This window comes from Pseudomonas sp. GW823-FHT02C05 (assembly GCF_058797595.1).
The window spans coordinates 1,563,369-1,576,522 of sequence record NZ_JBXAJU010000001.1 but is presented as its reverse complement, the minus strand read 5'-3'; the positions used below and the strand labels follow the sequence as shown (position 1 = coordinate 1,576,522).

At 66.9% G+C, this 13,154-nt stretch carries 11 protein-coding genes; 2 read left to right on the top strand and 9 right to left on the bottom strand.

Going from position 1 to position 13,154, the window contains the following annotated elements; all coding sequences use genetic code 11:
- Positions 1-90: 90 nt before the first annotated feature.
- Complete coding sequence (locus AC1RGE_RS07090) at positions 91-1,182, top strand: DUF1176 domain-containing protein (protein WP_492583749.1); 1,092 nt, start codon at positions 91-93, stop codon at positions 1,180-1,182.
- A 9-nt stretch (positions 1,183-1,191) separates the two neighbouring features.
- Here the strand turns inward: AC1RGE_RS07090 and AC1RGE_RS07085 are convergent, their stop codons facing one another.
- The 5 genes from AC1RGE_RS07085 to AC1RGE_RS07065 are packed head-to-tail and all read right to left on the bottom strand — an operon-like array spanning position 1,192 to position 7,159.
- Complete coding sequence (locus AC1RGE_RS07085) at positions 1,192-2,853, bottom strand: GMC family oxidoreductase (RefSeq protein ID WP_492583747.1); 1,662 nt, start codon at positions 2,851-2,853, stop codon at positions 1,192-1,194.
- A gap of 35 nt (positions 2,854-2,888) precedes the next feature.
- On the bottom strand, positions 2,889-4,190 hold the full coding sequence (locus AC1RGE_RS07080) for a carbohydrate porin (protein WP_492583745.1): 1,302 nt from the start codon (positions 4,188-4,190) through the stop codon (positions 2,889-2,891).
- 56 nt (positions 4,191-4,246) lie between these two features.
- Positions 4,247-5,311, bottom strand: a complete 1,065-nt coding sequence (locus AC1RGE_RS07075; RefSeq protein WP_492584252.1) for a 2,3-butanediol dehydrogenase — start codon at positions 5,309-5,311, stop codon at positions 4,247-4,249.
- The gene (locus tag AC1RGE_RS07070) at positions 5,311-6,591 is read right to left on the bottom strand and encodes an MFS transporter (RefSeq protein WP_015635866.1); all 1,281 of its coding nucleotides are present in this window, start codon (positions 6,589-6,591) and stop codon (positions 5,311-5,313) included. Before AC1RGE_RS07070 ends, AC1RGE_RS07075 begins: the two co-directional genes overlap by 1 nt.
- A 34-nt stretch (positions 6,592-6,625) precedes the next feature.
- Positions 6,626-7,159, bottom strand: a complete 534-nt coding sequence (locus tag AC1RGE_RS07065) for a 2,4'-dihydroxyacetophenone dioxygenase family protein (RefSeq protein ID WP_019095476.1) — start codon at positions 7,157-7,159, stop codon at positions 6,626-6,628.
- Positions 7,160-7,485: 326 nt separating this feature from the next.
- Between AC1RGE_RS07065 and AC1RGE_RS07060 the strand changes: the two genes are divergently transcribed.
- Positions 7,486-8,532 carry a helix-turn-helix domain-containing protein gene (locus tag AC1RGE_RS07060; protein WP_019095477.1) on the top strand — a complete coding sequence of 349 codons (1,047 nt, stop codon included), beginning with the start codon at positions 7,486-7,488 and terminating at the stop codon, positions 8,530-8,532.
- Between the two features lie 168 nt (positions 8,533-8,700).
- Here AC1RGE_RS07060 and AC1RGE_RS07055 read toward each other — a convergent pair whose 3' ends face one another.
- From AC1RGE_RS07055 to AC1RGE_RS07040, 4 genes are all read right to left on the bottom strand, one after another.
- Positions 8,701-9,822, bottom strand: coding sequence for a class II histone deacetylase (locus AC1RGE_RS07055; RefSeq protein WP_026020252.1), 1,122 nt, complete (start codon positions 9,820-9,822; stop codon positions 8,701-8,703).
- Between the two features lie 89 nt (positions 9,823-9,911).
- The gene (locus tag AC1RGE_RS07050) at positions 9,912-11,075 is read right to left on the bottom strand and encodes an MFS transporter (protein ID WP_011061642.1); all 1,164 of its coding nucleotides are present in this window, start codon (positions 11,073-11,075) and stop codon (positions 9,912-9,914) included.
- Between the two features lie 24 nt (positions 11,076-11,099).
- Positions 11,100-11,972, bottom strand: a complete 873-nt coding sequence (locus AC1RGE_RS07045; protein ID WP_492583743.1) for a transporter — start codon at positions 11,970-11,972, stop codon at positions 11,100-11,102.
- Positions 11,973-12,107: 135 nt separating this feature from the next.
- Positions 12,108-13,085, bottom strand: coding sequence for a helix-turn-helix transcriptional regulator (locus tag AC1RGE_RS07040; protein ID WP_011061640.1), 978 nt, complete (start codon positions 13,083-13,085; stop codon positions 12,108-12,110).
- Between the last annotated feature and the right edge of the window lie 69 nt (positions 13,086-13,154).

Sequence of the window (13,154 nt, the reverse complement as noted above, 5' to 3'; positions counted from 1 at the left end):
GGAGCCGCGCCCAGGCAACTGACCCTGGCGGTATTCGCCGCCTGGCGGGCGTGGCAGAATCCGCGCCTTTGCCCGACAAGGAGCGTCGTCATGCTGCGTACCGTTGTGTTGCCCCTGCTGGTGCTTGGCGCCTTGCCGTGCCTGGCCCGGGAGCTGCCGGAGCTGACGCCGCTGTGGTTGCAACAGGAGGGCTGGATCGGCGCGTGCGACAACCGCCGCGACTGCCAACTGCTCTACGCGCCGAACATCGATTTTGCCGAGCGGGTCAACCACCTGACCCTGAAAATCCGCAGCCAGGCCGGCCCCGAAGGCCTGTTGCAACTGCAACTGGAGCACCAGGGCGCGCCATTGGAACTCGGTGCATTGCGCCTGGATGGCCAGCCGCTGGAGCCCGGCTTGCTGGCGGCGCTGGTCCAGGAAGTGGAAGCCCCCGACAGCACCCGTGAACAACAGTACTACCGGGTTGATGACCAGCCCCTGGCCCGGCAATGGCTGGCGCGGCTGCGGGCTGGGCAGGTGCTGGAACTGCCGGGAGAGGAGCCGGCCCAGGTGCTGCTCAAGGGGTTGCCGGACTTGCTGCGACGGGTGGACCAGGTGCAGCAGCGCCAGGGCACGGTCAGCGCCCTGGCGGCGCTCGGCGAACAGCCGGCCAGCGCGGTGCCCAGGGTCCATGCGGCCAAGGCATTGCGGCCCTATCCCGGGGTGACGCCCCTCAGTGCCCGAGAGCGCACCGGGCTGCTGGCGGCGGTGCGCAAAACCTTGCCGCCGGCAAAGACCGAAGATGCCGACGACTACGTCATGCCACCGAGGATCGAGGTCTATCCCCTGACCGCGCAGCAGGCGCTGGTCTTCGAGTTCTCCGATTGCGGTGCCTACATCTGCCTGTTCGATATCAGCAGCCGCACGCGCACGGCGCCCTATGCGCTGCAGCCCCTGCAGATGCAGGCGTTGCCGGCCGGCAGCGTCGACCATGCCGGGGGCCTCAACTATTACCCCGAGACCGGCGAGCTCAGCAGTTTCCTCATGGGCCGCGGGATAGGCGACTGCGGTGAAATGGCCAGTTGGCACTTCGATGGCCAGGCCTTCCAGCTCACCGATTATCGGCGCATGCCCACCTGCAGCGGCCTGGGCTACGAAGACTGGCCGGTGCTCTGGAGCGCCGAGGCACCCAAGCGCCCCTGAGCCCCGGCATCAGGTGCAAGCTTCGCCTTGAAGCACGTTGCTCGGTTGCGCCGGTGCCGTGCCCAGCACCAGGTCCGCGGCCTTTTCGCCGATCATGATTGCCGCCGCATTGGTGTTGCCGGTGATCAGGCTCGGCATGATCGAGGCGTCCGCCACCCGCAGCCCCTGGAGGCCGTGGACCCGCAACTGGTCGTCCACCACCGCCAGTTCGTCGTGGCCCATCTTGCAGCTGCCCACCGGGTGAAACACCGTGCCCAGGTGCTGGCGGATCCATTGCTCGATCTGCTCCTGGCTCTGCACCTGCGGGCCGGGTACCAGCTCGCCCTTGAGGCGTTGGGAGAAGGCCCGGGTCGCTGACAGCTGGCGCACCAGGCGCAAGCCGGCCACCAGCTTGCGCAGGTCTTCGGGGTGGCTGAGGAAGTTGGCGTCGATCAGCGGCTTGTCGTGCGGGTCGGCGGAATTCAGGCGCACCCGGCCGCGGCTCTGCGGGTGCATCACCGCCACATGCAGGCTGATGCCGTGGCCCACGGGGATCAGGCGCTGGGGCTGGTTCTTCAGGGCCGGGGCGACGATCAGCCCCAGTTCCGGCACCGGGTCCTCGGGCGCAAGGCGCAGGAAGGCTCCGGACTCGACGGTATTGGAGGTCAGCGGGCCCTGGCGCCGGGTCAGGTACTGCCAGGGTGAGCGGGCCAGGGGCAGCAGGCCCTTGGCGGAAATGCCGTAGCCCAGCTCGGGGTCGCTGCGGTACATCAGCACGATGTCCTGGTGATCCTGCAGGTTGAGCCCGACCCCTGGCAGCGGGTGGCGGGAAACGATCCCGTGGCGCGCAAGCTCCTCGGCCGGGCCGATGCCGGACAGCAACAGCAGTTGCGGTGAGTTGATCGCCCCGGCGCACAGGATCACTTCCCGGCGTGCCTGCAGTTGCCAGACCCGGCCGTCCTGGCTGATTTCCACACCGCTGGCACGAGTGCCTTGCAGCAACACCCGGTGGGTCAGGGTGCTGCTCAGTACCGTCAGGTTCTGCCGGTGCAGGATCGGGTGCAGGAAGGCCCGTGCCGCGCTGCAGCGCTCGCCGTTGATCTGGGTGACATGGAAGGGCCCGAAGCCTTCCTGCTCCGGGCCATTGAAGTCCGGGTTGTAGCTCCAGCCCAGCTCGGTGGCGGCCTGGTAGAACACCTGATTGACCGGGCTCGGGCTGCGCTGCTCGGCGACGTTGAGCTCGCCGTGCTGGCCGTGCCACGGTGAGGTGCCGGGTTCGAAATGCTCCGAGCGCTTGAAGTAGGGCAGCAGTTCGTCATGGCTCCAGCCCTGGTTGCCGGCGGCGGCCCAGCGGTCGAAGTCCAGGCGATGGCCGCGGATATAGATCATGCCGTTGATCGCGCTGGAGCCGCCCCAGACCCGACCCCGGGGGCAGGGGATCGGCACGTCGCCACTGCTGGCCTGTGGGCTGAACTGGTGCATCCAGTTCCAGCGCGGGTTGGCGATCAGGCGGATGATCCCCGCCGGAGTGCGCACATAGGCGGCGGGCAGCAAGGTGCGGTCACTGGGCCCGGCTTCGATCAGGCACACCTGGACCTTGGGATCGGCGGACAGTCGGTTGGCCAGCACGCAACCGGCGGAACCGGCGCCCACCACTATGTAGTCGAAGGTCTGCGTGGTTGTTTCACTCATCGGAGGTACCTCGTTGGCAGTCACAGAAATCCATCTCAGAGCCCCAGCAGCGAGCCGACGTCGAGGGCCACTTGCAGGCCGACGACAAAGCCGTTGCCGCTCAGCTCGCGGGCTTCGGGGTTGTAGAAGTTGTCCGGGTTGACCAGGTACTGGACGCTGGGCTCCAGGGCCAGTTGCCGGGTCAGGGCGATATGGGCGTTGGCTTCCAGGGCATAGACATTGCGTTCGCCCAGGCGCGGGTCGCCGCCGTTGGCGATGCGGGCCTGCTGCTGGAAGCGCAGCTGGTGGTCGTTGAGGCGCAGGTAGCTGGCCTTGAGGTTGAGCTTGTCCTGGGGCCGGTCGAAGGGCGCGAGGTAGGTCAGCCCGGCCTCGGCGAACTGGCTGAAGGGCTGCTTGTCATCGGCCGCCGCCGACAGCGAACCGAACAGCAGCAGGGCCTGGGGCGCACTGCCGGTACCGGCGTCGGCACGCCACAGTGCCTGCTGGAACTTGAAGAAGGCACCGCCGGTGCCGAAGTCCATGGCCCCGGTCAGCGGGTCCACCTGCTTGGAGGTGTTGTAGTAGCCGTTGAGCTCGTAGTGGGAGCTGTAGGCATCGCGGTTCTGGCTGCCGATGCCCAGCAGCAGGCTGGTGCCGCTGGCGTCGTCGGTACTGAAATCCAGGCCCTTGCGCTCCTTCAGGTAGTCCACCGGGTTGGACTCGAAGGCGCCGCCATGCACGTACCACTGGGGCGTCAGCTGGTATTTCAGGTAGCCGCCCCAGCTGCCGTAGGGCGGCGGCAGGATGCCGGTGGAAGAGTCGATGATCGGGTCGTTGCAGGTCACCGTGCTTTCGCAGTTGTAGATATAGAAGTAGCGCCGGGCGTTGGTCCGCCCCAGGCTCAGGTCGACCCGGCCGTCGAGCCAGGTCTGCTGGTAGGTCAGCAGGCTCAACTGGTTGCTGGTGAGGTCGTTGTGGATCGGCGCGCCGCCGAAGTAGCTGCCGGCGGCGCCCTGCCAGTTGCGCGAGGTGGGCACGCCGGTCTCGTGGTCGAGGATGAACAGCGTCTGCTCGAAGTGCAGGGCTGCGCCGTCGAGGCCGGCGAAGGTCCCCAGATCGATATCGGCACCGACGAACAGGTCGCCGCTGTTGCCGAAACTGTGGGGCCGGGGGCCCGTGTCCAGGTTCTTCATGGCCAGGCTGAGGAACTGCACATGGGGCGTGATGCCACGGTCGGCCAGGTAGTCCCCCAGGCCGGACAGCGGGCCGGTACGCGGCGTGGTCGGCGTCTGGGCAAGGCAATCAAGGGGTAGCAGCAAGGCGGCCAGCAGCGGGCACAGCGCATAGGTTGCATTCATGTCGGGTACTCGATTCTTGTTGTTTTTGTCTTGAGTGTCGGTTGCACATCGTTTGTTCAGGCATCGGCCAGGGCCGAGGTCGGGTTGACCAGCACCTTGATCTGGCTCTTGTCTTGCAACAGCGCCTGGAAGCCTTGCTCCACCGCCTGTTCCAGGGCCAGGCAGCGGGTGACCGCCCGGCTCAGGTCCAGGCGCCCGCTGGCCAGCAGCTGGATCAGTTCGGGGTAGACGTGGCGGTAGCCGACGCTGCCGAGCAGGCGCAACTCGTTGTTCACCAGGTGGAAGGCATCGAACTGCACGTCGCCCATCAAGCCCACCAGCACCGCTTCGCCGCCCTTGCGCAGGCAGTGCAGGGCATGGCTCAGGGTCTGCTGGCTACCGGCGGCCTCAAAGGCGCTGTCGATACCACCGGCGCTCAGCTGCCGCAGGCGTGCCTGCAGTTGCGGGTCGGCGCCGTCCAGGGCCTCAGAGGCGCCGAACTCCAGGGCCAGGCGCCGACGCTCGGGGTCCAGGTCCACGGCGTAGATCCGTTCCACCCCCCGCAACCGTGCCAGTAGCACCAGCAGCAGGCCGATGGGCCCCAGGCCGAACACCGCGCAACTGTCGCCGGCCATCAGGCTGCTCTGGTTCAAGGCGTGGTAGGCCACCGCTGCCGGCTCCAGCACGGCCGCCTGCTTGAAGCTGACGCTGTCCGGCAGCAGGTGCAGCATGTAGGCCGGTACCACCGCCTGTTCGGCAAAGCCGCCGTCGCCCATCAGGCCGATAAAGCCCATGGATTCACAGAGGTTGTACTGACCCATCTGGCAGTACGAGCACTCGCCGCAGCGGTATTCGGGTTCCACAGCCACCCGCTGGCCCAATAGCCGTGCATCCACGCCCGGGCCCAGGGCTACTACCTGGCCGCAGAACTCGTGGCCCAGGGTCAGCGGCGCCCGGCAACCGGACAGCGGGTGAGCCACCTGCTGAGGTATGGAGTGAGGGCCATCGACGTACTCATGCAGGTCGCTGCCGCAGATGCCGCAGTAGGCGACTTGCAGCAACACCTCGCCGGGGCCGGGCTGGCGCGGTTCCAGCTGAGTCAGGCGCAGGTCGCGGGCGGCATGCCATTGCAGTGCTTTGATCATGGGTTTCCTCCCAGGCTCGGGCTGGGTGCAGGGTTGGGGCCGGGGTGCCGGCGTTGTTGGCGGGCCAGTACCGCGGGGGCGGTTTCCTTGAGGAACAGGGCCAGCACGGCGGCCAGCAATGCGCCGCCGCAGGACATCCACATGACGATCGACAGGCCGAAGCGGTCGGCGGCGAAGCCGGCAATGGTCGGAGCGATGAAGCCGCCCACCAGCTCGCCGATGCCCATGATCATGCCCAGGGCCGTGGCCATGACTTCGCGGGGCACGGTTTCCGCGGGGATGGTGGCCATGAACAGGGTGAAGCAGCCCAGGCCGGTGTAGGTCAGCAGCATCAGCACCCCGAGCATCCAGGGCGACGAGGCGTAGAGCAGGGCGATGGGACAGCAAGCGGCAATCAGCGAGAACAGCACCAGGGTCGGGCGCCGGCCGAGGCGGTCGGAGATTGCCGGCACGCCGAAGCCCCAGAGCACCCAGGCGCCTCCCAGGCAGCTCATCACCGTGCCCATGCTGGCCGGGCTGTAGTCGCGAACCTTGACCAGGAAGGTCGGGGTGAAGGAAATCAGGATGATGAACCAGGTCAGGAACACGCAGCTGATGAGGGTGCAGAGCACGATGTTGCGGCTCTTGAGCAGGGCCAGGCGATGGCTGCCACCCGGGCTGGACGGGGTGTGCGCTCGCGGTTCGTGTCGCGGTGGGTCGGGCTGCACGTAGCGCCAGATCAGCAGGGCGATCAGTAGCCCGGGAATCAGCGAAATGATGAAGGCGTGGCGCCAGCCGTAGGCTTCGGCCAGGGCGATCAGCACCGGCGGGCCGATCACCGCGCCCAACAGGCCCGCCGCCGACCCTTGCAGCAGGCCCATGTTCAGGCCCCGGCGATGGGGCGAGGAGGCTTCCACCATCAGCGATTGGGAGAGCGGCAGGATCGGCCCCTCGGCCAGCCCCATGATGGCGCGGAACAGCAAAAGGCTGAGAAAGCCGGTGACCAGCCCGGACAGCGCCGAGCACAGGGAAAACAGGATCACCGCGACGATCAGCAACGGCTTGCGCACGCCCCGGCGGTCCGACCAGGCACCCACCAGGGCCCCGGACACCGCCCAGGCCAGGGCCAGGATCGACGACAGCATGCCCAGGTGGCTGTTGCTCAGTTGCAACTCGTCAGCCATGAAGGGGAACAGGAAGGACAGCGCCAGACGATCGAAAAAGACGAAACCGAAGGTCAGGAACAGCACCCCCAGCAAGGTGTTCTCGTAACCGGCCTTGTTGTTTTTATAAGCCATGGTGGTTCTCCGAAGGAGGCGTGGGCAGCGCCGGTCAGCGGAACAGGGTGTCGATATGGGCGGCGCCCAGGCCGATCTTTTCGTAGTGGGCGCGGCACATGGCGATGTAGGAGTGCACGTCGAAGTAGCCGTCGGGCTCGCCCTGTTCGTCGAGCCAGATCAGCGGGCCCTTGACGATGAAGAACACCCGCATCGGCTGCTCATGCTCATAGGCCACCAGGGTGTGGCCTTCGCCCGGGGTCTCGTAGACGAAGTCCCCGGCGGTGGCGGTCCACTCGTGCTCCAGGTAGCCCCATTTGCCGGACAGGGTGTAGGCGAAGACTTCGTGGGGGTGGTAGTGGCGGTTCACCAGCCCGGCGCTGCGGGCCAGGAGAATGTCGCACCAGCGGTTTTCGCTGGGGGAGATCCACAGTGGCCGTGAGGACACGGTCTCGGTGAAGGGCACGTACAGGCGCAGGTCGTCGCTGGCGGCATCGGGCAGGTAGACCTCCGGCTTGGCGTCGGGCTTGAAGCAGTTGGCGATCGGTTGCAGGTCTTTCCAGAATTCACGGTGGGCGGCTTCGGGCATGGTGGGCCTCGGTTGTTGTTATGGGAGGAGCCTGGGCAGCCGGGCAGGGCGGCCATGGGGGTACGGCGCAGACTTTAGGTCGGGGGCGGGGCAAGGGTTTGCACGGATCGGACTGGTTGTTTGTCTGTTTCGGACGGCTTTTTTCCTACGGCCGATAGAGAGCTGATGACGCACTCAAAGCGACCGGGCCCCACTGCGTTTCAAGTTGACAGGCTATATAGTTCAGATGTTAATGAATGGCCGCAGCCCGCAGTGCCTGCGGCCCCAGGTGTCCGGACACTGCCTTGCCGTCCGGGGAACATCCCGCCGCCATGAGAAGAACAACAATGTCTCCATGCGCCTTGCTCGAAACCCGGCATGCCAGCACCCAGGCCGTCGACCTGGACCAACGCCTGGCCTTCTGGGAGGACTACAACGCCAGCACCCTGGTGGGGCTCAAGTGCAACTCCTACGCCGAGGGCGGTTTCGCCGCCAGCCAGGACAACCTGCAATTGAGCGCCATGCGCCTGGCCCGCATCGTCGGCAACGAACACGTGGTGGAGCGCGACACCTCGATGATCCGCGGCGTTCCCAAGGAGTCGATCTTCGTGTCCCTGGTCACCGGCAGCGGCTCGTTCTTCTACCAGGATGGCGCCTGCCAGGTGCTGGAGCCGGGGGAGCTGGTGGTCTACCGCACCGACAAGCCCTATCTGTTCGGCTTTTCCGGGGCCATGCGCCAGTTCATCTTCGACATTCCCCAGCAGCAGTTCGCCGAACGCTGCCTGAAACGCTTCGACCGGCCTTTGCGGATCAGCGTCGAAAGCGGGGTCCAGCGCCTGTTGCTGCGCACCCTGGGCGAACGTACCCGGGGCTTTTTCCAGCAACCCCTGTGCGCCGAGGCCGAGGCTTATCAGGAGCAGGCCTTCGAGCTTCTGGCCAGCATCATTGCCGGGCATGTGGGGGAACGGCCAATCAACGCCCTGAGCGCCTCCTACCTGCTGGCGGCCAAGCAATGCATCCATGAACAGCTGGCCGACCCGACCCTGAGCTGCGAGCGGGTGGCGGCCCAGACCGGCATTTCCACCCGGCACCTGGCCCGGCTGTTCGCCCTGGAAGAAACGCTACCCAGCCGCTTCATCCTGGAAAAACGCCTGCAACAGGCCCGTCAACTGCTGTGCAGCAGCCAGGGAGCGGGCCTGGATATCAGCGAGATCGCCTACCGGCACGGCTTTGCCAGCCAGGCGCATTTTGCCCGGGCCTTCAAGAGCCGCTTCCAGCAAACTCCCAGTGAGGCACGCGCCCTGGGGTTAGCCGCAACCCTGGCAAGCCCGGCAGCCGAAAGCGTCGGTCACGCCTGTGGCGACAATCTCCGGGGCCTGGAGCAAGGCAACTGACCCACCCGGGCCACACTGTTGCAGCAAGTAGCCCAGGGGAGCGGGGGAAGGATGGCCGGTTGGGCAGAGCGGCGTTCCGCTGGCTGGAGCCCGGGCTCCGGGGAACGCCGTTGGTGGATGCCGCCGCTCGGGTGGCGGGGCTTGCCCGTTCCGGCACCAGAGCGGGGGTCAGCGCCCGGCAGCCTCCATGGCTTGGGCTTGAAGGTCGAGCAACTGGCGTTGAAAGGTCACGAATGGCTCCTTGGGCTGTTGCAGGCGTACGAACTCCAGCATCGGGTCGGCGACGGCGGTGCGGATTCCCGACAGCGCCTCCAGGGTGGCCAGCCCGCAAAACGGTACGTAGGCCTCGGAGTAGCCGCCTTCATGCACCAGCACCAGGCGCCCTCGGCACAGGCGCTCGGCAGCATCCTTCAGGCACTGGGTCATCTCGCGGAACGAGTCACTGTGCAGCAGCATCCGCGCCAGGGGGTCCACGGCGTTGGCGTCATAGCCACAGGCGACAATGATCAGTTCCGGCTCGAAGCGCTCCAGGGCCGGTATCACGATGCGCTGCATGGCGTACAGGTAGGCGTCGTGGCCACTGCCCGGCAGCAGCGGGATATTGATGTTGCAGCCCAGGCCGGCGCCGCGCCCGCGGTCCTGTTCACCGCCATAGCCCGGAGGGAAGCAACCGTCCTGGTGCAGGGACAGGGTCAGCACGTCGGCCCGCTCCTCGAAGATCGACTGGGTGCCGTTGCCGTGGTGCACGTCCCAGTCGATGACCGCTACCTTGCCCAGTCCATGACGGGCCTTGGCGGCCTCGATGGCGATGGCGATGTTGGCCAGGAAACAGAAGCCCATGGCCTGGTCGCGGGTGCAGTGGTGTCCCGGTGGACGGGACAGGGAATAGGCGTTATCGGCTTCGCCGCTGAGCACGGCGTCCACGGCGGCCATGGCCAGCCCGGCGGACAGCTGGGCGATTTCATAGCTGCCCGGGCCCACCGGCGCCTCGTCGCCGAGGTGACCGCCACCAGCGTCGCTCAAGGCCTTGAAACGCTGCAGGTAGGCAGCACTGTGGACCCGCAGCAGGTCGTCTTCGGTGGCCGCTGCGGCGCTGCGCAGGTGCAACTGTCGGGTCAGGCCGGAGACATCCATCAGGCTTTTCAAACGGCGTTTGGTTTCCGGTGATTCGGCGTGCCCGGCGGCGGCTGGCGGCTGTACCCAGCCCCCCACCGGCAGGGTCAGGACGTGGGGGCCGCCGCTATGCCACAGGCTGAGTTCGTCGAAGAAAAACGCGCTTTTACAGGTCATGGTGATATCCATTTTTCAGGGTGGAATTTACAACGCGACAGCGGCTGGCCCAGGCCCTCGGTGCCAGGGGCACCAGGGCACCGAGAGCGTTAGCGTGCAGGCCGGCAACTGAGTACCAGGGCCATGGACAGCAGGGTGATTGCGGCGCCCGCCAGCAGCAGCCCGCGGAAGCCGCCGCTGCCTTCGATCAGCCGCCCGGCGATGGTCGGGCCTATGGCCAGGCCGGCGCTGATCACCAGGTTGGAGGCGTTCATCAGGCGGCCGCTGCGGTCCATTTCGGCCATGCGCGCGAGGATCAGCGGCAGGATGAAGGTCCAGGTGAACTTGAACACCAGCGCCGCCAGGGCAAAGCGCGCCAGTTGCGGCTGGCCCAGAAGCAGCAGCACCGAGCCGGCCATCAGGCCGTAGCCCAGCAGGAGCAGGGCGCTACGGGGCAGGCGATCGCCGAACAGGGTGGCGCACAGGGCGCCGGCAATGCCCATCAGGGTGGCGATGGCCAGCACGTCGCCGCTGGTCTGTGCCGAAAGGCCGGACTGGCCACCGATGGCGCCGATGAAGGTCCAGACCCCGCTGAGGCTGATGTAGAAGGTCAGGATGCCGAGAATCCCCAGGGTGGCCTTGGCCCTGGAAACCGGCGGGGCCTTGGCTTCATGGCTGGCGGCCTTCGCCGCGCCCGCTGGAAAGCTGCGAGCCAGGGGCAGGCACAGCAGCATCAGCAGCGCCATGATCAGGTAACAGGCACCCAGGCCGAAGCGCTCGAAGAGCATGGGCAGCAGGCTCAGGCCGATGGCCCCCAGCACCAGCTGGCCCATCACCCAGAAGCCGTAGGCGCGACTGGGGTTGGGGCTGGCGGCGGCGCTGGCCAGGCAGATGATCATCAGCGAGCCGCCGGCCAGGGCACTGCACGAGCGTGCGATCAGCAGCAGCGAATAGTCGTTGGCGAGCATCGACAGCAGGTTGGCGAGAATGAACAGCAGGGCGCTGCACAGCGCCGCGCGGCGCCAGTCGATGTGTTTCAGCCACCAGATGGCGGGCAGGGTGGCCAGGCTCATGGCCCCCAGCTCGGCGGAAAACAGGTCGCCGATCTGGGAGGGGCTCAGTTGCCACTGGCTGGCCAGTTGCGCGGCAATGGCCGGGGCCGTCAGCAGCACCGCGGGGGTGATGGCGGCGAACAGCACGATGGCCGCCTGGAGCCCGAGGGGCTGGCGGGTGATCGGCGGGTTCTGGCTCAAGGCGGGGTTCTGGGTGTTCATGGACAGGCTCCTAAGGCAAGGGGGTCAGAACACATGGACCAGGCGCAGCAGGGCGTCGGTGCCGGCAAAGCCGTTCTGGGTGGCGACGTTCTGCGACAGGCCGAACATCAGCTGGTTCTGCTTGTCCAGCCAGTGGCCGAGCTCGAACCCGACCTGGGTGTAGCGCTTGTGGGTGTCGTCGATGCGCCGGTCGTTGATCCGCAGTTCGCCGCCATCGGCGTGGATCAGGCGCAGGGCACCATAGGTGGCGGGGGTGAAGTCGTAAGAGGCGAAGGCCTGCAGGCGGTAGAGCGGGTCCTGCTTGAGGTCGCTGCCGAAGTAGTCGTCGTTGGTGCCATAGAGCTGGGCTTCCAGGTTGGCCTCCAGCACCCACTTTTCCCCCAGGCCCTGGGTGTAGTTGTAGACAAAGGTCGCGCCCCAGCGGTTGGCCCCGGGGGAGACGTCGGGGTTGCGCCCGTGGTACTGGCCCACGGGCAGCGTGATCAGGGTCAGCAGGCCGCTGTAGGTGCGGGTTTGCGGCTGGTTGATGAAGAACAGCGTGCCGCCCACCTGGGGGTCGCCAAAGCCGCTTTCGCCGGTGTGGCGTTCGGCGCCGGGCAGGCGCGCGTCGATATCGGCGAAGGGCACGATGAACTGCGGGGTACAGAGGGTGCCGCACAGGTCGCTGAAGAACACTTGGCGGTAGGCCATGGCATTGACTCGCAGCTCGGCCTTGCCCGTGCTGTCGGCCGGGCCGTGGAAATCACCGGCGCGGGTGGCGGGCAGGTACAGCACGCCCAGGCTGGTGCCCGCTGGGGCGGCGAAGAAGTCCCGGGCATTGAGGTCGGCGGCGTTCAGTGAAAGGCTGGCCAGGGTAGCCGTCAGGGCCAGGGTGATGCGGGGCACGGGCGTGGTCATGGGCGGTGCGTCTCTTGTTGGAGTTGTTGTTCGGCGAACGGCTCGCCGGCACACGGCAGGGGCTGGAAAAAGGGCAAAGGCTGCCCGTGGCCGTCACATTCGACGGCACTGGTCAAGGGTGGTCAGGGGGCGGAATCAGCCGGGAGGGGCATGCAGCAACTGGGCGATGCGGGCCTTGTCCTTGACCCCGAGCTTGCTGTAGATGGCCCGAATGTGATGGCGCACGGTGTTGGGCGACATGCCCAGGTCCCGGGCCACTTCCTTGTAGGTCTTGCCTTCGCCGAAGCACTGGGCGACGGCATTTTCCCGTGGGCTGAGCCGGGGCAGCAGGTTGCGGCTGCGGGCCGCCAGGAGGCAGAGGTCGCCTACCGCCGAGGATTCCACCTGCAGGGACTTGCCTTCGAAGCCGCCGGGGTCCAGCGCCATGGGCAGTTGCGGGCCGCTCCACTGCGGCCATTCATGCAGCAGCAGGTCGACGAAGCCGCGTTCGGCGCATTGCAGCACGCCGCGCTGGTCGCACACGGCCAGGGCCAGGTTGCGCGGGCCGGTGAGTTTCTCGCGCATGGCCACCAGGGTGCGGATCTGGTTGGCCGACACTGCGGCCACCAGATGCAGCATCAGGTTGTTCAGCAGGTGGCAGTCGCCCTGGTTGAAGCGCGGCGCTCCCGGGGCGCGGTACAGCGCCAGGTGATTGTTCAGGTGGGTGTGGGGATCGATGTGCACCACGCACAGCAGTTCGCCGATGTTGTACTGGCGGCCCAGCCAGTTGAGGCCGGGGCCGTTGTCCGGATCGGCCATGTCGACGATCACCGCCCGGCCCGGCACCTCATGGACCCGGCTCACCGTGACATCGATGTGGCGGATCGATTGCCAGTCCGGCAGGTAGCTCGGTGGCAGGCGGTACAGGTAGCAGCTGTGTTCATCCGGCAGGCCATCCACCAGTGCGGCACGGCCCCACCAGGCGCTGTCGAAGGGCAGTAGCCTGCTGATGCGCGCCAGTGCATGCTGGTGCAGGTTTTCGATGTCCCTGTTCTGCGCCAGTTGCTGCAGTTCAAGGGTCAGTTCGCTGAAGGCCTGCAACAGGCTGGCCGGGGCACGCTCGGGGTGGTTCATGGGTCTGTACCTCTGTGCGACGTTGTTATTGTTTTCGTCACGGAAGGGGTTTGGGACCGGTACGTCAGG

Bases quoted from the DNA above. Each gene is read 5' to 3' on its own strand.
- AC1RGE_RS07055 (WP_026020252.1), bottom strand. From the start codon at position 9,822: ATGACCTGTAAAAGCGCGTTTTTCTTCGACGAACTCAGCCTGTGGCAT.
- AC1RGE_RS07080 (WP_492583745.1), bottom strand. From the start codon at position 4,190: ATGAATGCAACCTATGCGCTGTGCCCGCTGCTGGCCGCCTTGCTGCTA.
- AC1RGE_RS07040 (WP_011061640.1), bottom strand. From the start codon at position 13,085: ATGAACCACCCCGAGCGTGCCCCGGCCAGCCTGTTGCAGGCCTTCAGC.
- AC1RGE_RS07070 (WP_015635866.1), bottom strand. From the start codon at position 6,591: ATGGCTTATAAAAACAACAAGGCCGGTTACGAGAACACCTTGCTGGGG.
- AC1RGE_RS07090 (WP_492583749.1), top strand. From the start codon at position 91: ATGCTGCGTACCGTTGTGTTGCCCCTGCTGGTGCTTGGCGCCTTGCCG.
- AC1RGE_RS07045 (WP_492583743.1), bottom strand. From the start codon at position 11,972: ATGACCACGCCCGTGCCCCGCATCACCCTGGCCCTGACGGCTACCCTG.
- AC1RGE_RS07050 (WP_011061642.1), bottom strand. From the start codon at position 11,075: ATGAACACCCAGAACCCCGCCTTGAGCCAGAACCCGCCGATCACCCGC.
- AC1RGE_RS07060 (WP_019095477.1), top strand. From the start codon at position 7,486: ATGTCTCCATGCGCCTTGCTCGAAACCCGGCATGCCAGCACCCAGGCC.
- AC1RGE_RS07085 (WP_492583747.1), bottom strand. From the start codon at position 2,853: ATGAGTGAAACAACCACGCAGACCTTCGACTACATAGTGGTGGGCGCC.
- AC1RGE_RS07065 (WP_019095476.1), bottom strand. From the start codon at position 7,159: ATGCCCGAAGCCGCCCACCGTGAATTCTGGAAAGACCTGCAACCGATC.